The following is an 18,296-nucleotide window of genomic DNA, read 5'->3' as shown; positions in this document are numbered from 1 at the left end:
TTCCTGCATTAATCAAAGCCATTATTCTCAGCGGTAGCGGTAAACCATTCTCCGCTTTTTTTGACAGTACGCTTTTGGCTGGCTAAATCTAATTGAATAAAGCCATAACGATTTTTATAACCATTGCACCAAGACCAGTTATCAATAAAAGTCCACATATGGTAGCCAAGACAATTACAGCCTTCGCTAATTCCTTTGTGTAGCCATTTTAAATGGTCAGAAATAAAATCTATTCGGTACTGATCGTTAATTTTACCATCCTGTAAAAAACGCTCTTCGTTCTCAACACCCATGCCATTCTCAGAAATAAAGCAGCGTGGGTTGCCATAATTAAGACGTAAATTAGTCAGAATGTCATAAATACCCGCTTCATAAATCTCCCAACCACGGTAAGGATTCATTTTGCGTCCGGGCATTTCGTAAGCATCAAATAACCATTCGGGCATAAAAGGAGCTTGCGGATTGACTGCACTGTCGCGGCATTTTACTCGCCGTGGCTGATAGTAATTGATACCCAGTAAGTCAATTCTCCCTTCAGCAATTAGCGCCTTATCTCCTTGCTGACGTATTGGCATCTGATCGTAATCGCACAGTAAATCGATCAATTCCTGTGGATATTCACCGCGTAATGCGGGATCAAGAAAACTACGGTTAAACAATAAGTCTGCATATTCCGCTGCTTTTAAATCAGCTGGGTTCTGCGAACGTGGGTATGAGGGCGTCAGATTCAGCACAATGCCAATCTCACCTTCATAATGGCCTGCACGATAAGCCTTGACGGCTGTCGCATGAGCCAACACGGTGTGGTACGCCACGGTTGCTGCGCGTCTGAAATCCACCACGTTAGGGTAATGGAAGTCATACAAATAGCCGCCTTCCACAGGAACGATTGGCTCATTGAACGTGAACCAATATTTAACCCGGTCGCCAAAGAGTTCAAAGCAGACTTGGGCGTAACGCTTCCAGGCATCGATTACTTCACGATTTTCCCAGCCACCGATCTCCTGCATTGCCATTGGCATATCGAAATGGAACAAGGTAATAAATGGCGTAATACCTTGGGCCAATAGTTCATCGATCACCTGATTATAAAAGGTCACAGCCTCTGGATTAATCTCTCCGACCCCATTGGGGATCAGCCGTGACCAACTTATCGATGTACGAAAACTGTTGTGATTGAGTTGCTTGAGCAATGCGATATCCTGTCGCCAGTTGCGATAGAATGTCGATGTGTCATTTGGGCCAATCTGCTGGTGAAAGCGTGTGGGTTGGCTGGCAAACCAGGCATCCCAAGTCGTGGGGCTTTTACCCCCCTGTAGACTTTCACCTTCTGTTTGCAGCGCTGAACTGGCACTGCCCCACCAGAAGTTATCTGGAAATTGGTATTTCATGGTCTTGTCTCTTGTTGTTATCAGTTGCTACGGGCAGTTTCAGAAAGTGACGGGGCAGTATTCAGATTTTTTTCCCCTTCAGTTTTTACCAGTGAACGCTCATAAGCACGCAGGAATGGCAGATAGATAAGTGCAGAAACCATCATACAGACCAGACACATCACCACAGGGCTAAAGGCCCAGTTCGCTGCCCAAGATGCGCCGATAGGTGCTGGTGTCGTCCAGGGTGTCAGGGAAACGACTTGTGCAAGCCAGCCAAATTTGGTGGCGGTATAGGCCAGAACAGCATTGATCATCGGTACGGCAATAAATGGAATGAACATTATTGGGTTCATAATGATTGGCGCACCAAACAAAATGGGTTCATTAATGTTGAAGAAGCTGGGTACAACACCTAATTTGCCAATCGTGCGTAAGTGAGTAACCTTGCTACGCAGCAACAGGAAAGCCAGTGGTAATGTAGAACCCACGCCACCGATGAGCAGATAGTGATCCCAGAAACCTTGTAAGTAGATATGCGGTAAGGTTGCCCCGACGGCAAGTGCTGCTTGGTTTGCTGCCAGATTGGTCATCCAGAACGGACTCATAATGCCGGTGACAATCAGCGAGCCGTGAATACCTGAAAACCAGAAAATCTGGCACAGCAATACTGAAAGCAACATCGCTGGCAAGGAGTCTGATGCAGACACCAATGGCGCCAGTAAATGCATAATAGCTTCTGGAATAATCATGCCGGTTTGCGATTCAATGAATAAATTCAGTGGATGCAATGTGGCAATAATGACCAATACAGGGATCAGAATTTCAAAAGAACGTGCTACACCGGTAGGCACCTCTTTTGGCAGACGAATCGTAATATTGTGTTGTTTCAGTGCGGCATAAACACGCGTGGAATAAATTGCTGTAATTAACGCAGTAAAGATCCCCTGACCAGAAAGATACTGGGTAGAGATTTTGCCATCAGCATAAGGGGCGGCAACCAGCAGGAATGCCATAAATGCCAGTAGCCCTGTCATGACCGGATCAAGATTAAATTGCCGCCCTAAGCTTGCGCCAATCCCTACCGAAATGAAGAATGTCATCACCCCCATGCTCAGATTAAATGGCAACATTAATTGTTCGCGATATGTCTGAGAGAAGTCCAGCCATGCCCGAGCGAATCCCATTGTGGTATCGGCAGAAAATGGTGGGAAAATAAACACCAGCATAAATGAACCGATGATCATAAAAGGCAGTGCAGCGGTAAAGCCATCGCGGATAGCAATAACATATTTTTGCTGTCCCAGACGTCCTGCAAACGGCGTAATAGTTTGCTCAATAGCAGCAACCATTGATTGATATAAAGAACTCATGTGAATACCTTCTTAGTGAGTCGCTTCAATGAGCGACAGAGCATAGTCCAGGACTTTATCGGCACGCTGCATTCCGTAGTCCATCATATCGATGGGTTGAACGGGAATACCGTGAACAGCCGCCTTTTCTGACAGCATTCCTAACATGTATTTCACTTGCGGCCCAAGCAGAACTACCTGATAGCGTGAGAACTGAATATCAAATTCAGAGACACCAAACGCATCAATTTCTACCGGGATACCTTTTTCTTCAGCCACGATCCGCATTTTTCTCACCAGCATGCTGGTGGACATTCCAGCGGAGCAACACAACATGATCTTGAACATCTACAACCATCCTCAAAAGATAAAAAAGCATTGCGAAAAACGTGGTAACACTCTTTTTATGACATTTTGACATCTTACGGAAACCGTTTTCCATTTCGAAAAAGCGGTTGTTTCGCGAATGATTGGACATCTTACGGAAACCGTTTTCCATTCGAAATGAGTGGAACTGTGATAGCCATCAAAGTCCAGTGTGTATAGGGATTATTTATTTGATGGACATCACAGCTTTGGAGGTTGGATAACTATTTTGGATCGTGATGGAAATTCGGTTTCCATGCTAAATGGAAACGATTATACTCAAGGCTGGTGTCATCGATAGGACAGAGCTGTATTTAGGAATGACAGGCAAGGACTTCAGCCTGCTAGGAGAGAATCATGTCTACAATCAACGATGTATCACGTTTAGCTGGGGTTTCTAAAGCCACAGTATCACGGGTGTTGAGTGGTTCGCGCGGCGTTAAGGAAGCTAGCCGCCTGGCCGTATTAAAAGCGGTAGAGGAGCTGAATTATCGGCCAAATGTTATCGCGCAATCATTATTAAGTCAGTCAACAGGCTGCATTGGCGTTATTTGCGCACAAGAAAATATTAACCAAACGACAGGTTATTTGTACGCACTTGAAAAACACCTCAGTCAGCATCAAAAGCATTTACTGTTGCGCTTTGCCAACAACAAAGCTGAAGTCATGCAGGCACTTGATGAGCTGACCTGTGGGCTGTGTGATGACGTACTCATTATTGGTGCACGTTTCCCTCTTAATCTCTCAGATGAGAGCATCATTCTCGTCGATTGCATGGATACCGACGCTGCGAACAGTATCCAATTTGACCACGCCTTTGCCGCAGAAACTGCCTGCAATTATTTGATAAAACAAGGCAGAAGAAAAATTGCTTTAATTAACCCAGACACTAGCGGTTATGTGGACGATGTGCTGTTAGGGTACAAGCGCGCGCTAGAAAATAACTTTTTGCCTTTTAATCGCGACCTGATTTTTATGGATTCATCCTCTTCATCGGTTGCGTTGCAAGTTTTGCTTAATAGCAGCGCGACGCTGAATTTTAATGCTTTGCTGGTGGCGGATGAACAGGAAGCTCAAAGTGTTATCCCACAACTTCAAGCGTTTAATAAATCGGTTCCCGATGACATCATGGTCTTTAGTCTGGCCGGTTCATTACATTATCCGGGAATCCCGACGATTCCGGCAATTGAATATTCGATGGACGCCATGGCCGCGAAAATAGTGACATGGCTTAATGAGAAAACCCAAGATGTACTGGGTTCTTATGCGTTACGCGGTGATTTGATTATTCCAGATATGCCCGGTAGAAAATAATGGCTGGCTTGTCGGGGTTTCATTCGTTTGATAAAAACCTACCCAGCAGAGAATAGCACTAGCACTGATTAACCATCAGTGCCGACTGGGGATAACCATCTAAATCTGTGGTAATACCAAGATTCATCGACAAAAAAATCAATTGGTCGACCTGACATAATAAGTGGATCTGTGATGAGACTCCGCTTTTACCTCCCCCCTGCGTCTATTATCTCTGTTGTAACAAATCTGTAGCAATCGAAAGTCTATTGACGACTTAAACCACCAACGGATGATGGAGTTTGGGATGATAAAAATAAAGACGGCGTACGCCCTGACCTTATTAGCAACTCTCTTACCTGCTTCAGCCAATCTTGTGGCTCAAGATAAGGTCGTGGCTCAGGATAAGAACGGTCATTATAAACTTGAACAGGTTTTAGTCATGAGCCGCCATGGGATACGTGCGCCCTTGGTGAATTATGGCGATATGCTCTCCAGTGCCACCCCGGATAAATGGCCTGAATGGAGTACACCTGGTGGTTACCTGACACCCAAAGGGGCCGAACTTGAGGCGATGATGGGGGGATATTTCCGCCAGTGGTTGGCAGAAACCAAATTACTCAAATCGACCGGATGCCCGACACCAACCACGGTATTTACCTACGCCAACAGCTTGCCAAGAACCATTGATACCGCACAGCATTTCTTATTTGGCGCTTTCCCCGGATGTAATGTTCCAGTTACCCACCAAAAAGAAATCGGTAAGATGGATCCTGTCTTTAACCCGATTATTACTTTAGATGTTACCCCTGAATTTAAAGAAAAAGCGTTGGCTTCAATTAATCAACATGCAGGGCCGGGTGGGGTAGAGGGGTTGAACAAACGTTTACAGCCAAATTACGATTTACTGTCTAACATCCTAGATTATAAAAATTCACCAGCATGTCTAGTCGATAAGAAATGTGACTGGAGCATGCAGCCGACTGAAATTGTATTAGTACAAAATAAAGAACCGGGCATTACTGGCCCACTGAAATTAGGGACTGGTGCCTCTGATGCTTTCATGCTGCAATATTATGAAGGCTTCCCGGCGAAAGATGTGGCTTGGGGGCGGATTCAGTCATCTGAAGAGTGGCGTAAATTAATCGATATCAAGAACCTCTACCATGAAACTTTATTTGGCTCTCCTGCTATCGCAGATAATGCCGCCGAGAAATTAGTGGGCTTTATTAGCTCTGCTCTTGATCCTCAGGGTGAGAAAACCCCGAATGAATTAGCCGCGCAAAAAGCGAAGTTTGCAGTATTGGTTGGGCATGACTCCAATATTGCTTCATTACTCGCAGCACTTAAAACCAAAGAATACCAACTGCCTGATCAATACGAGAGAACCCCGATCAGTGGCAAAGTGGTCTTTGAGCGTTGGAAAGATATTAAACAAAATAAAGATCTGATGAAGATTGAGTATATTTATCTGTCGACCGAGCAAATTCGTCATAAAACACCGTTGTCACTTCAGGCACCACCAAAACGTGTCACGTTGGAAATCGAAGGCTGCCCGATTGATGCGAAAGGATTTTGCTCAATGGATGATTTTAGAAAAGCAGTGAAACAAAATACTCAGATCTAGTTTGAAGCGGCTGAATCTTGAGTTTGGCCGTTGACAGATAATGGGGCTGGCATAAAACGATCGGCTGCGCTAACGTGACCTTTCTTTGTCAGCCCTGTTATTTGTAGATTTCCTGATGACATTATTCGCAACGACTCATCGTGCAGTAAAAACAGTATTCAGACCTTTTCTGAAAGACCGCCTGCTGCATATTTTAGTGATACTGGGTATTGGTCTTACGGCCATGATGCCAGCCAAAATTAGCGCCTTTCCACAGTTTATTGACTGGACCACCATTGTGACGTTGTTGGGGTTAATGCTGCTGACAAAAGGGGTTGAAGTCAGTGGCTACTTTGATTTTATTGGTCGCAAGATAATTAATGCGTTACATACTGAACGGCATCTGGCGCTATTTTTAGTCTTGTCTGCGGCGGTATTGTCTTCTTTCCTGACGAATGATGTCGCGCTGTTTATCATTGTTCCCCTGATTCTGACATTGAAGAAAATATCGTCTTTACCCGTTTCCCGTCTGATTATTTTCTCTGCATTGGCCGTGAATGCGGGCTCGTTGTTAACGCCTATCGGTAATCCGCAAAATATTCTGTTATGGAGCCGTTCCGAACTCTCTTTTATTGGCTTTACTCACCAGATGGCCCCTTTGGCAGCAGCTATTTTGCTCACACTCTTGGCGGTGACCTGGTGGCGTTTCCCCGCGCGAAAAATTGTTAAGCAAAGTTCTAGCCCGATTTACCCTTACCAATTCCGCCTATTGCTAAGTTGTTTGGCGCTATATGTAATTTTTATTGTCTGTGTCGATTTGGGGTTGGCAAGTTATGGATTATTCATTGTATTTGCGGGCTTATTGTTATTGGCGCGGCGAGTTTTATTAGCAATAGATTGGAGTTTGATAGTGGTCTTTATGGCCATGTTTATTGATGTTCGCCTACTGACCGAGTTATCTGCTTTGCAGTCATTGTTTGGTGAAATTAAAACTTTGTCTACGGCGGCGGCCTATATATTAGGTATTGGTTTATCCCAACTGATTAGCAATGTTCCGGCCACAATCTTATTGCTGAATTATCTTCCTTCCAGTGCATTGGTCGCCTATGCCGTGAATATCGGTGGCTTTGGTTTTGCTTTGGGTTCGATGGCGAATTTAATTGCGCTGAGAATGGCGGGAGAACCCGCGATTTGGTTGAAATTCCACGCCTATTCACTGCCCTTTTTATTTTGGAGTGCGCTGGTTGGTTGGGGGCTATTGGCACTGTAAAATGAGTGGCTCAGATAAAAATATCCTGAGCCAGTAATCTACGGGTAGCGGCTAATTAAAGAAAAATAGCCAATAAAAATACCATCACAATTATCAGCGTTACAAAAGCCAGTGATGGTTTTTGCAACAAAGGTTGTAATGATTGTGGCAGTGCGGCAATAAGCGGGTTAATGATTGGCTGAAGACTTTGTTGATCTTCAGCCAAGCGCTGGGCGGTATTGGCACGGTCTAATCTGGCCGCAAATAGCACGTTAATAATGTCGTTCAATTGCGCCTGTGTCAGCGGTGTTGTTGAGCTGGCTTGAAAGCGATTCTGTGTGTAATCAATTAATAATTGCTGCTCTTGCGCATCGGCGGGCTGTTTCAGTACGGTTTGCAGATTCACTAACGTGGGGGCTGTTTGCTGGCTAAGGGCAACTTTGGCCTGTAAAAACTGGCTGAGTATCTGAAAATGGCGTGCGGGTAGCGGGTCATGACTTTTCACACTCACCAAATCAAATAGGGCTTGCCATATTTTGGCTGGTTGCTCCCCAGTAGCGGCACTGAGTTTAGCCACCAGTGATTGAATATGTTGCTGCTCTGCCGGGAGCAACGGTCTGTCAGTTATCGTCGTTAATTGCGGTTGCGGAATATTTAGCGTGCCAGATTGCAGTAATACCAAAACTTGTTGTAATTCGGTATGACTTAACTGGCTTAATACCGTATGACCAAATTGCTGGCGAATAAAATCACTGACTGCTTGCCGGTTATTACCCTGAGGTAGTAACTCGGTCAACTGCTGACGTAGTTGCTGATTGGCGTGATTTTCCTGAGCCTGCGACAGCCGGGTTTGCAGTAATTGCTCGGCGGGTTGGAAGTGGCGAGCCAATAAATCACTGGTGCTGCTGAGAGATAAATCATGGCGTAGTGCAGCCCAGATTTCGGCTGATTTTATTGGGCTAAGGGCCATAATTCGTACAATCAGTTTTTCCAGCGTTGTACGCTGTGCAGGGGTTAGCGCCTGATCTTCCACTTGACCCGGAGAGGGCATTTTGGGCAGTGCAACATTGCGATCAGTGGCAATAGGTACACTTGGGCCGTTCAAAGGTTGCATATAACCTGTCCTTCGCAGTGGAGGAGATTTATCGGTGGCCCGGTATGAGATCCAAGCAGTTGGTATAATACCTGTAAATGTGAGCAACCAATATATTCTTATTAGATTTGAATGAATGTCCTGCCCAAAAATGTATTGGTTTCGTTTGGTTAAGAAGAGATACATAACGCGCTAACCACCGAACAGATTCCCCGTCCGGGTCGCTCACAAGCCGAAACCAGATTCAAAACATTTTCAGCTAAAACCTAAATTGAACCTTTTTGCTGACTATTGTTTACCAACCAACCATTGATAATGGAAATTATATCGTTAAGATGATGCCTAATAACTGAATGAGATTATTAAGTATCAATAATGTTTAAACGACAACGCGCGGCAAAGTGGTTCCTCTGTCTGGCTTGCCTGGTCATACTGGTTTGTATGACTCAGCGCATCGCTAGCTTGCACGCGTTGGAAAAAAATCTTCTCCTGACATCATCGTCACAAGTGGTTACCACTGATGCTGATGAAGCACCAACACCTTGTGAATTGAGTGCCAAATCTTTACTGGCTTCACCGCCGGTTCTGTTTGAATTAGCGATTTTCTCGCTGGGTTTATTGCTGCTGTTGCTTGTCCCTATTATCCCCACCAGTATGCGGTTCCCACCGCCCAGAGTCATATCACCCAGTGGTTTGAGGGTGCATCTGCGATTGTGTATTTTCCGGGAATAACCCAACTCTTTGAATAACTCTAGCTCGCGAAGTGCGGTTTTCATTTATCAGCCATTTTTATAAAAACCGTACTGTGCGAATAATCATAGCGACACAATGTGTGGCTGTGCTTAATTTATTCATGGAGAGATTAAATGCGCAATTTAAGCAAAACAGCGCTGTTTTGTCTGTTGCTGCTGTGGATGCCCACCCTTTGGGCTGCAGACAGTGGTTGGTTGGTCCGTCCACAAAATGACCATGCTAAGGTTCAAATTCGTGCCGAGCCTTCTGCTGATGATAAAACCCGTATGTTATTGAGTGTCCAACTGGAAAAAGGTTGGAAAACCTATTGGCGTTCACCGGGAGAGGGAGGTATTGCCCCAGTCATCGCTTGGGCAACGCCACTTGAGTCCGTTAAATGGTACTGGCCTGTGCCACAACGTTTTGATGTGTCTGGGATTTCAACTCAGGGGTATCATGAGCAGGTAATATTGCCGATCGTTATTTCTGGTCAGGTTCCCAAAATCTTAAGCGGTGTTTTGACTCTGTCGACTTGTAGCAATGTCTGTATTTTGACTGACTACCCGTTTAGCGTTGACCTCTCCTCTGCGGTCAGTGGTGAAGAGCAGCAGCAATTCGAACATGATTTTGCCCAGGCGATGGGGCAGGTGCCGATTGTTAACGCATTGACTCAGCAGATTCAGGCGGGTTTTAGTCACAGTGAAGTGCAAATTCTTGCTCATCGTGATGAAGGTTGGCAGCAGCCGGAACTGTTCTTCGATACGCTCGACGATGTGGATCTCGGCAAGCCGATAGTGAGTGTGCAAGGTGCCCAGTTATCAGTGCGAGTACCCGCCACCGATGGTTGGGGAGAGGGCTCCGCCGATCTGAACGGAAAGTCACTGACTATGGTGATTACCGATGGAGGACTAGCGCAAGAAGCCACGGTGACAGTTGGGCCAGCATTAGCGTTACCCCAATCCTCAACCACGTTTTGGTCTTGGGTGTTGATGGCACTTGTGGGCGGATTGATCCTCAATCTGATGCCCTGTGTGCTGCCAGTATTGGCGATGAAACTTGGCTCTATTTTGCAAACAGAGCACCAAACCCGCCGTCAGGTGCGCTGGCAGTTTCTAGCCTCGAGCGCCGGGATCGTCACTTCATTTTGGCTGCTGGCGTTATTGATGAGTGCTTTGCGCCTAGGCAACCATGCCCTTGGCTGGGGAATTCAGTTCCAAAGCCCGTGGTTTATCGGTTTTATGGTGCTGGTTACTGCGATCTTTACCGCCAATCTATTCGGTCTGTTCGAAATTCACCTCTCTTCATCACTGAACACGCGAATTGCTACGCCCCGTGTTGAGAAACCGGGGGCGCACGGTATGGCCGGTCATTTTGGACAGGGTGTACTGGCGACATTGTTGGCTACACCGTGCTCCGCGCCATTCCTCGGCACTGCAGTGGCTTTTGCACTGGCGGCCCCGTTACCCGCACTGTGGGGGATTTTTACGGCTCTCGGCGTGGGAATGAGTCTGCCGTGGCTGGCTGTTGCGGCATGGCCCAAACTGGCGCTATGCCTACCGCGTCCCGGCCGTTGGATGAATCATCTACGTATTGGGATGGGAGTGCTGATGTTGGCATCCAGCCTATGGTTATTGAGCCTAATGACGAGTCATGTTGGCCTGCAAACCGTGATGGTTATTGCTGGAATATTATTATTGGCCCTGTTACTGGCCATTGGCTGGCGTTATGGCATTCGAATTGCTGCTATCGTCAGTTTAATCGGGGTGTTGCTTGTCGGGGGCTTGTTGCTGGTGGGGTCATTGACGGCTGATTTATGGCGTAAACCTCTACATGACAATATCCCGTGGCAGCCATTAACGGAGTCCGCCATTAAACAGGCTTTGGCCGAGCATAAACGTGTGTTTGTCGATGTCACCGCAGATTGGTGCGTGACGTGCAAAGTGAACAAAATTCACGTGCTGATGCGCGATGATGTACAGCTTGCTTTGCAAGCGCCAGATGTAGTAGCACTGCGCGGGGACTGGACTCGGCCTTCTGCCGAAATCACTGAATTTTTACGCAGCCGCGGCAGTGTCGCCATTCCGTTCAATCAAATTTATGGGCCACAACAACCACAGGGCATCGTGCTTTCCCCTCTGCTGGATCGTGATGTGTTATTAAAAGTATTGGCCGACGCTAAAGGAAATGAAAAATGAGAATATTAACTGTATTGCTGTTTGTCCTATTTTCGACGCCATTGTGGGCGGCGGCACCTTTTACCCCAGAACAAGAGGGGCGGATTAAAGAGCTGATTCGTGAAACGTTGATAGCGAATCCCGATATTCTGGCGCAATCGGTCGATGCTTGGCAGCAACAGGCGAATGAGGCTCAGGGGCAACAACTGAACCAATTTATCGAGACCAATAAACACGCTCTGTATCAAGACCCCGGTAGCCCACGATTTGGGGCCGCAGTACCACAGCTCACCTTGGTTTCGTTTACGGATTACAACTGTCCTTTCTGCAAAACATTTGATCCGTTGCTGGAAAAATTAGTGAAAGAGTATCCGCAGGTTGCTGTGGTGATTAAACCCTTGCCATTTAAAGGTGAAAGTTCAGTGACCAGCGCACGATTGGCACTGACCCTATGGCAGCAGCATCCAGATCAGTTTCTGGCTTTTCATCAGCGTTTGATGGCGAAAAAAGGGTTCCATGATGCTAGCAGCATTGCCGCGGCACAGAAAAAAACCGGCGTGACGCCTGTGGAGCCGAGTGAGCAAAGTTTGAATGTGTTGCGCACTAACCTGAAACTGGCTGATCAATTAGGTATTCAGGGCACTCCTGCCACCTTAATTGGCAACCAAATGGTGCCGGGAGCGATTTCATACTCGCAATTAGAGGAAATCGTTAAGCAACAACTGGCGCAGGCCAGTCAATGAGCCGTTTAAAGCGCTGGGGTAAAGAGTTAGTTATTTTATTGCTCGTGGTAGCCGCCATTTCATTTGGTATGGATTGGCTGCGCAGCCCACAGGCCCCTGCAGACTGGCCAGATAGCGCGTTGCATACCTTAGCGGGGAAGCCGGTTTCCCTGCAAGAGATGAGTCAGGAAAAACCTTTACTTATCTATTTCTGGGCGACATGGTGTGGCGTGTGTAAATTCACTACTCCCAGTGTTAATCAGTTGGTGCAAGAAGGGGAGAATGTCCTGACTGTCGCCTTACGTTCTGGTGATGCGCCGCAGGTAGAGCGTTGGCTGAGTAAAAAAGGCTATCAACTGCCAGTGATTAATGATCCACAAGGCCAGTTGTCGGCACAGTGGCAAATTAATGTCACTCCAACCGTGGTTATCCTCTATCAAGGGAAAATAGTGCAGCACACCAGCGGTTGGACGAGTTATTGGGGAATGAAACTGCGTCTGTGGCTATCAACGCTTGGTACTTAAAAGCGCAGTTAACTCTCCAATGTTTCAATGAGATAGTGACAGCCCGGCCCCTTATGCCGGGCTTTTTTGTGCCTGACACTGGCGGATTGCAGTACTCAGACGGCTGATTCCTTGAGTTATCAATTCGGGTGAATTAGCAGCGAAATTTAAGCGCAGGCTGAATTCGCCATAGGACTCTTGGGAATAAAATCCACCGCCTTTAGCGAAAGTGACTCCCGCTTGCCATGCCAGTGGCATTAAACGTGAAATTGGCGCATTTTTAGGCAGTTGCAGCCAGATAAATAACCCACCATCTGGGATCTCAAACGTACAATCTGGCGGTAATGTGTGTGTGAGTGCCTCGGTCATGGCATCACGGTGTTGGCGGTACAAACGGCAGGCTCGGCGCAGCTGTTTGTCATAACGGCCAACAGTAACAAAAGCATCCAGCGCCCGCTGGATCAAATTTGAACTGGTAAAACTATCGACATGTTTCAAACGCGCGAGTTGCGTGTAGTGGGGTTGATCCGCCACCAAATAACCAATCCGCATACTTGGCAACAGCATTTTTGAAAATGTACTGACATAGATAACCTCGCCTGGCGCTGCCAGTGAACGTAGTGATGGCAACTTTTTCCCGCTGTAACGCAGATCCCCCACATAGTCATCTTCCAGAATGACCACCCCTGCAGTTCTGGCTATCTGCAATAGTTGGTGGCGACGGGTTTCACTCATACAGCGGCCAGTGGGATTGTTAAAGTTGGGGATGCAATAGAGAAGTTTGGGTTGGTACTTGTCCAGCAAGCTGGGTAGAGTTTCGAGTTTCATCCCCTGTGAGTCACTGGGCAACGCCACTATATTCACTTTATGCAGGCGAAACAGAGCGAGTGCTTCTGCATAGGTGGGCTCTTCGACTAGAACAGTATCACCGGGGGCCAGCAATGATTGACTCACTAGACTGATGGCGTGTTGTGAACCATTCGTTATCAGCAATTGCTCTGGCCGAGTGGGGATCCCCTGCGCAGAAAGAATGCGGCTGAGGGTATCGCGCAATGGGTAATAGCCACAGTAATCGCCGTAACTGAATGCTTCTTCAGCATGGCGGCGCAATATGGATTGCAGGATCTGGCGAAACTCATCCAGTGGGAAAATCTTCGGGCTGCCAATTCCGGCGGCAAAATTAATCGTATTCGGTGGTAAAGGGATATCAGCATAACCGTCCAACCGCGAAGTCACGGTGGTAAAACGGTCGAGAGGAAATTCATCTTGTACGCGCGCAAGCGGCTGACTGGGCGGTGGCGGAAGATGACGGACATAAGCACCGCTACCACGCCGCTGCTGTAAAAAGCCTTTGGCGGCGAGTTCGGCGTAAGCACTATCAACCGTCAGACGACTCACCGACAACTCAGCGGCCAGCGTGCGAGTGGAGGGCAATTTATCACCGTCAGCAAACACGCCACTGAGGATAGCCCGGCGCAATGCTTCTTCAATTTGTAGATACAGCGGAATGTCTTGTTGACGGTCTAAAGGGATGTGCATGCGATAACGGCCTAAAGTGGCTCATGTCAGAAAAGATGTTTTCACTATACCCCTTGTTAACAAGGCTTCAAGCTAGAAAAAGTGGCCTGCATCAATCTGTAGGGAAGTGGCTCTGGTCGCCTAAAAACGCCAGCGTAGAATGATATTCATTAATTGATGTTGTGAATCCAATGAGGCAGCGATGGCAATACCGGCGGGGTTACTCCCATCTATGATGGGTTCGCCATTGGCGGGCCGTGGTTTTTTTACCGGTAAACGACAAGGTTATGCGCTGGCGATTATCAGTGCCGTATTATTAGGTTTTACCGGGATAATCATCCGCATCCTGACTGCACATTATCATTTGCCCACCTCTGTTTTGGCTTTTTGGCGAGCCGCATTAGTGGCGGCGGTATTATTGCCTATTTTACTCATCATCAGACCGCAGTGGGCCAAACTGCGCCGTGATCAAGTGAAGTTCTATCTCTCATATGGCTTATTGTTGGCGGTATTTAATGGGTTATGGACAGAATCTGTCGCCTTAAACGGAGCATCGATATCCACCATTTTGGTGTATTGTTCGGTGGGGTTTACTGTTTTTCTTGGGTGGATTTTTTATAACGAATATATGGGATGGCGTGAACTGCTGGTGATTATCATCAGTTTATCGGGCTGTTTTCTGGTCAGCGATGGTGTAAATATTACCGCAGCGGACTTTAATTTTATCGGTCTGTTTATTGGGCTAGCATCGGGAGTCGGCTATAGCTTTTATACCTTAGCGGGGAGAATTGCCACTGATCGTCGCTATCCGGTGTGGAATACTATTTTGTATGTATTTGGTTTTTCCGCTGGCTATCAGCTGATATTTAATCAGCTCTTGTTGTGGTTTCCGGTTCAGGGGCTACAGCAAATGGTCGGGGATCTGTTTTTCTTATCTCATGGCGCACAGGGGATTCAATGGTCTGGCTGGTGGCTATTGCTGATTCTAGCCGCAGGCCCGACATTATTGGGGTTTGGTCTGTTTAATCTCAGCTTGAAGACATTACCGCTGGCGGTTGCCAGTCTATTATTAACGCTAGAGTTAGTGTTCACTGCCGTGATTGCTTATTTTCTGCTGGACGAAGTATTGTCGGTATCGCAATTGCTGGGGAGTGCATTGGTATTATTGGGAGTATTCATGCTGCATAGAAAAGATCATGTGCAGGTGGGCGTTGAGATAGCGGCGGATAATAAGGCCACTATCTCATCTTGATAGTTTATTGGGCCGCTTTCCTGCGCAGTGGGGTGCGCAAACGTTGAGCCAAAATGACCCCGGCTAAGGTAATGCCGCCGCCAATCAGGTGATAGCTGTGCAATTGCTCATGCAAGAAGGTTACGGCGATGACTGCGGTAAATACCGGCGTCAGGTTCATAAATATTGATGCGGTGTTTGCTCCTAAACGCATCACACCGTGAATCCATAAATAGGGCGCAATAATAGACGCAGGAATACCAGCAAATAAGACCAACGGAATATTCTGTGCGGTTAATTGTACATCCGGTGCCAGTAGGAAATTAGGCAACAGCAGCACCACACCAAAGGCGATTTGCATATAAAGCGATTGCCAATTAGGTAACTGAATCGCCCAGCGTTTTGTTAACACGCCGTACAAGGCATAGGATGCCGAGGCTCCAAACATCATCAGTTCACCCTTACCAATACCTTGATGCAGTAATTGTGCTGGATTACCCGCACTGACCAGCCACACTAATCCCCCTAATGACAACACACTGCCCAGAGCAATCCCGACAGTGGGGGCGACGCGTAACAGGAAAATGCTGATAAGCACCGTCAATAATGGGATTAATGAGCTAAGGATCCCCATAAACAGGGCGCTGACACTGTGGGCGGCGTAATAAGCCAGACTTTGGTAAAGCACCATGCCCAGCAATCCCAAAATCATCAGCTTCCACCAATAGACGCGAATTGCTTGCCAGTTACGGATAACCCCCAGCAGTAAAAATGGCGTTAAGGTCAGGAATGCCAGTACCCAGCGATAGAAAGAGATCGCTGCCGGGTCAATAGCTGTGGCTGATATCTTGCTGACAACGGCATTGATTGACCAAATAATCACTGCGAATAAGGGGAACAACACATTCATGCTAATAATTCTCATCAATATACTTATGTGATGTAGTCTACAGTTGTCTGATTTATTCTATATACTGATAACCAGACAATAATTGCTGTGATTAGGACAATTTCAGCCAGCAGATGAGTGACCACGAGAGTATTGACGATGAAAAAACCTGATTTCCCGATGGTTGCTGCCACCGCCCCGCAGAATTTGTCCTTTCGCTGCGAGATATACAATGCCAATACGGAGTTTCTGCCGCACAGTCACACATACGGGCAGTTGATATGTGTCAAATCAGGTGTGTTGGCAATGAATATTGGCGGACAGCGTTTCTTGGCTCCCCCTGAGTTCAGTGTCTGGGTACCCGCAGGGGTGGAACATTCCAGTTATAATCGCAAACCGATGCATTTTCGCGCCATTGATATTGCGCTGGCGTTCTGTAATGGGCTACCGGCATCTGCTTGCCTACTGAATGTCAGCCCAATTTTTAATGCCATTGTTGAGGATTGCTTCGCTCGGGGTTTATTGATGCCGGAGAGTGAGCAAGATATGCGTTTAGCGCATGTGCTGATTGACCAACTTAATCAATCCCCAGTGCAGCGCACCTATCTGCCGACCTCGCAGGATAAGCTGTTATCGCCGGTGCTGATGGCTCTGGAGCGCTGCCCGGCAGATAACACCTCATTGGCGCTTTGGGCTAAACGTGTCTACACCACCGAACGAACACTATCACGCCGTTGCCAGCAAGAGTTGGGAATGGCATTCAGTGAATGGCGACAGCGGCTGCGATTCTTACACGCCATCTCCTTGTTGGAGCAGGGAAAAACAGTACAAAGCGTGGCGCTGGATGTTGGTTATAGCTCGGCATCGGCCTTTATTGCCATGTTTCAGCAGATTTCAGGTACTACACCCGAACGTTATCGAAGAACCTGAAACACCGCATTTTTTGGGTATATACTAGGTCCCCCTGTTTTGTAGGGCAGTAAGCTGCCGGAGAACAACGTGAAGATTCTGGTTGATGAGAATATGCCGTACGCGGAAACGCTATTTCAACGGTTAGGTGATGTGCAGGCAGTGCCGGGGCGACCTATCCCACTTGATGCACTGGCGAGCGCAGATGCACTGATGGTGCGCTCGGTAACCAAAGTGAACGAGGCATTACTGCAAGGCACCTCAATTGGTTTTGTGGGTACGGCCACCGCCGGTACTGACCATGTCGACGATAACTGGTTACGGCAACAGGGTATCGGCTTCTCCGCCGCACCGGGTTGTAACGCTATTGCGGTGGTGGAATATGTCTTTTCCGCTTTGATGATGATGGCCGAACGTGATGGTTTCCAACTGCGTGATAAAACCGTTGGGATTATTGGGGTTGGTAATGTTGGTTCGCGGCTGAATACTCGCTTGCAAGCCCTTGGCGTTCGGACCTTATTATGTGATCCACCACGAGCCGAGCGGGGCGATAATGAAACCTTCTGGCCGCTGGAAAAACTGGTGCGCGAAGCAGATGTTCTCACTTTCCATACACCGTTGAATAAGACTGGGGTCTATCAAAGTCTGCATATGGCTGATGAAGCGTTACTGGCAGCCCTGCCGGATGGACGTATTCTGATTAATGCCTGCCGTGGTGCTGTAGTCGATAACGCTGCCTTACTCCGTGTTCTGGAAAAAGGAAAAAAACTCAGTGTGGTATTAGATGTATGGGAGCCTGAACCAGAGTTATCTTTACCGCTATTGGCGCGTGTTGATATTGGTACACCCCATATCGCCGGATATACGCTGGAGGGCAAAGCACGTGGTACAACTCAGGTATTTGAAGCGTTTAGTCAGCATCTGGGGCAGCCGCAATCGGTAGATCTTGCGACTCTTTTACCACAGCCAGAATTCAGCCAACTGCAACTTAATGGCGAGCTGGATGAAGGCAAATTAAAACGATTGATGCACTTAGTGTATGATGTGCGCCGCGATGATGCGCCGCTGCGCCGTGTTGCTGGCCTGCCGGGCGAGTTTGATCGCCTGCGTAAGCACTATCAGGAACGTCGCGAATGGTCATCACTTTGCGTGCAGTGTGACAACGCGGCCAGCGCAGAGCTATTACAGAAATTAGGGTTTACCGCTCAGTTACGTTAACTCGCTATATAAATTAATCGTTATTGAATATCAGGCGGTATTTTACCGCCTTTGTCTTATCAATCATTAGT

The 18,296-nt window shown here is 47.3% G+C and carries 16 protein-coding genes; 10 read left to right on the top strand and 6 right to left on the bottom strand.

From position 1 onward, the window contains the following. Positions 1-8: 8 nt before the first annotated feature. From HUZ92_RS04775 to HUZ92_RS04765, 3 genes are read right to left on the bottom strand one after another with little or no spacing between them, the layout of a single operon-like run. Positions 9-1,391, bottom strand: coding sequence for a glycoside hydrolase family 1 protein (locus HUZ92_RS04775; RefSeq protein WP_050096857.1), 1,383 nt, complete (start codon positions 1,389-1,391; stop codon positions 9-11). Positions 1,392-1,411: 20 nt separating this feature from the next. Continuing rightward, the gene (locus HUZ92_RS04770) at positions 1,412-2,743 is read right to left on the bottom strand and encodes a PTS sugar transporter subunit IIC (RefSeq protein WP_050096858.1); all 1,332 of its coding nucleotides are present in this window, start codon (positions 2,741-2,743) and stop codon (positions 1,412-1,414) included. 12 nt (positions 2,744-2,755) lie between these two features. After that, positions 2,756-3,070: a PTS sugar transporter subunit IIB gene (locus HUZ92_RS04765; RefSeq protein ID WP_050295282.1), complete on the bottom strand. Its 315-nt coding sequence runs from the start codon at positions 3,068-3,070 to the stop codon at positions 2,756-2,758. A 375-nt stretch (positions 3,071-3,445) separates the two neighbouring features. On the opposite strand from HUZ92_RS04765, the gene HUZ92_RS04760 reads away from it, so the two are divergent. The 3 genes from HUZ92_RS04760 (at position 3,446) to HUZ92_RS04750 (ending at position 7,257) form a co-directional block, all read left to right on the top strand. Continuing rightward, a complete protein-coding gene (locus HUZ92_RS04760; protein WP_050096860.1) occupies positions 3,446-4,402 on the top strand; it encodes a LacI family DNA-binding transcriptional regulator in 957 nt (318 codons plus the stop codon). A gap of 286 nt (positions 4,403-4,688) precedes the next feature. Further along, positions 4,689-6,008, top strand: coding sequence for a bifunctional glucose-1-phosphatase/inositol phosphatase (gene agp, locus HUZ92_RS04755; protein WP_050096861.1), 1,320 nt, complete (start codon positions 4,689-4,691; stop codon positions 6,006-6,008). 115 nt (positions 6,009-6,123) lie between these two features. Continuing rightward, positions 6,124-7,257, top strand: coding sequence for an SLC13 family permease (locus tag HUZ92_RS04750; protein ID WP_145580009.1), 1,134 nt, complete (start codon positions 6,124-6,126; stop codon positions 7,255-7,257). Positions 7,258-7,312: 55 nt separating this feature from the next. Here HUZ92_RS04750 and flk read toward each other — a convergent pair whose 3' ends face one another. After that, on the bottom strand, positions 7,313-8,350 hold the full coding sequence (flk, locus tag HUZ92_RS04745) for a flagella biosynthesis regulator Flk (RefSeq protein WP_050096863.1): 1,038 nt from the start codon (positions 8,348-8,350) through the stop codon (positions 7,313-7,315). 354 nt (positions 8,351-8,704) lie between these two features. Here flk and HUZ92_RS04740 point away from each other — a divergent pair, with 354 nt between their 5' ends. The 4 genes from HUZ92_RS04740 (at position 8,705) to HUZ92_RS04725 (ending at position 12,481) form a co-directional block, all read left to right on the top strand. Then, on the top strand, positions 8,705-9,061 hold the full coding sequence (locus HUZ92_RS04740; protein ID WP_145525290.1) for a copper resistance protein: 357 nt from the start codon (positions 8,705-8,707) through the stop codon (positions 9,059-9,061). Between the two features lie 134 nt (positions 9,062-9,195). Continuing rightward, the gene (locus tag HUZ92_RS04735) at positions 9,196-11,256 is read left to right on the top strand and encodes a protein-disulfide reductase DsbD family protein (RefSeq protein WP_145580008.1); all 2,061 of its coding nucleotides are present in this window, start codon (positions 9,196-9,198) and stop codon (positions 11,254-11,256) included. Further along, positions 11,253-11,978, top strand: coding sequence for a DsbA family protein (locus HUZ92_RS04730; RefSeq protein WP_050096866.1), 726 nt, complete (start codon positions 11,253-11,255; stop codon positions 11,976-11,978). The genes HUZ92_RS04735 and HUZ92_RS04730 overlap by 4 nt, the downstream gene beginning before the upstream one ends. After that, on the top strand, positions 11,975-12,481 hold the full coding sequence (locus HUZ92_RS04725; protein WP_145580007.1) for a protein disulfide oxidoreductase: 507 nt from the start codon (positions 11,975-11,977) through the stop codon (positions 12,479-12,481). Before HUZ92_RS04730 ends, HUZ92_RS04725 begins: the two co-directional genes overlap by 4 nt. Before the next feature lie 51 nt (positions 12,482-12,532). Here the strand turns inward: HUZ92_RS04725 and pdxR are convergent, their stop codons facing one another. Continuing rightward, positions 12,533-13,999 carry a MocR-like pyridoxine biosynthesis transcription factor PdxR gene (pdxR, locus tag HUZ92_RS04720; RefSeq protein WP_050295285.1) on the bottom strand — a complete coding sequence of 489 codons (1,467 nt, stop codon included), beginning with the start codon at positions 13,997-13,999 and terminating at the stop codon, positions 12,533-12,535. Positions 14,000-14,180: 181 nt separating this feature from the next. Here pdxR and HUZ92_RS04715 point away from each other — a divergent pair, with 181 nt between their 5' ends. After that, entirely contained in the window at positions 14,181-15,230 is a 1,050-nt protein-coding gene (locus HUZ92_RS04715; protein WP_145580006.1) for a DMT family transporter, read from the top strand. Between the two features lie 4 nt (positions 15,231-15,234). Here the strand turns inward: HUZ92_RS04715 and HUZ92_RS04710 are convergent, their stop codons facing one another. Continuing rightward, positions 15,235-16,119: a DMT family transporter gene (locus HUZ92_RS04710; protein WP_050295286.1), complete on the bottom strand. Its 885-nt coding sequence runs from the start codon at positions 16,117-16,119 to the stop codon at positions 15,235-15,237. A 138-nt stretch (positions 16,120-16,257) separates the two neighbouring features. On the opposite strand from HUZ92_RS04710, the gene HUZ92_RS04705 reads away from it, so the two are divergent. Beyond that, complete coding sequence (locus tag HUZ92_RS04705) at positions 16,258-17,028, top strand: AraC family transcriptional regulator (RefSeq protein WP_050140344.1); 771 nt, start codon at positions 16,258-16,260, stop codon at positions 17,026-17,028. 69 nt (positions 17,029-17,097) lie between these two features. Further along, a complete protein-coding gene (gene pdxB / locus HUZ92_RS04700) occupies positions 17,098-18,225 on the top strand; it encodes a 4-phosphoerythronate dehydrogenase PdxB (RefSeq protein ID WP_145580005.1) in 1,128 nt (375 codons plus the stop codon). Positions 18,226-18,296: the final 71 nt, after the last annotated feature.

The organism is Yersinia vastinensis, assembly GCF_902726565.1.
Taxonomy (GTDB): Bacteria; Pseudomonadota; Gammaproteobacteria; order Enterobacterales; family Enterobacteriaceae; genus Yersinia; species Yersinia vastinensis.
Note: the sequence above shows the minus strand (reverse complement) of the source record. Positions and strands in the feature narration are given on the sequence as shown.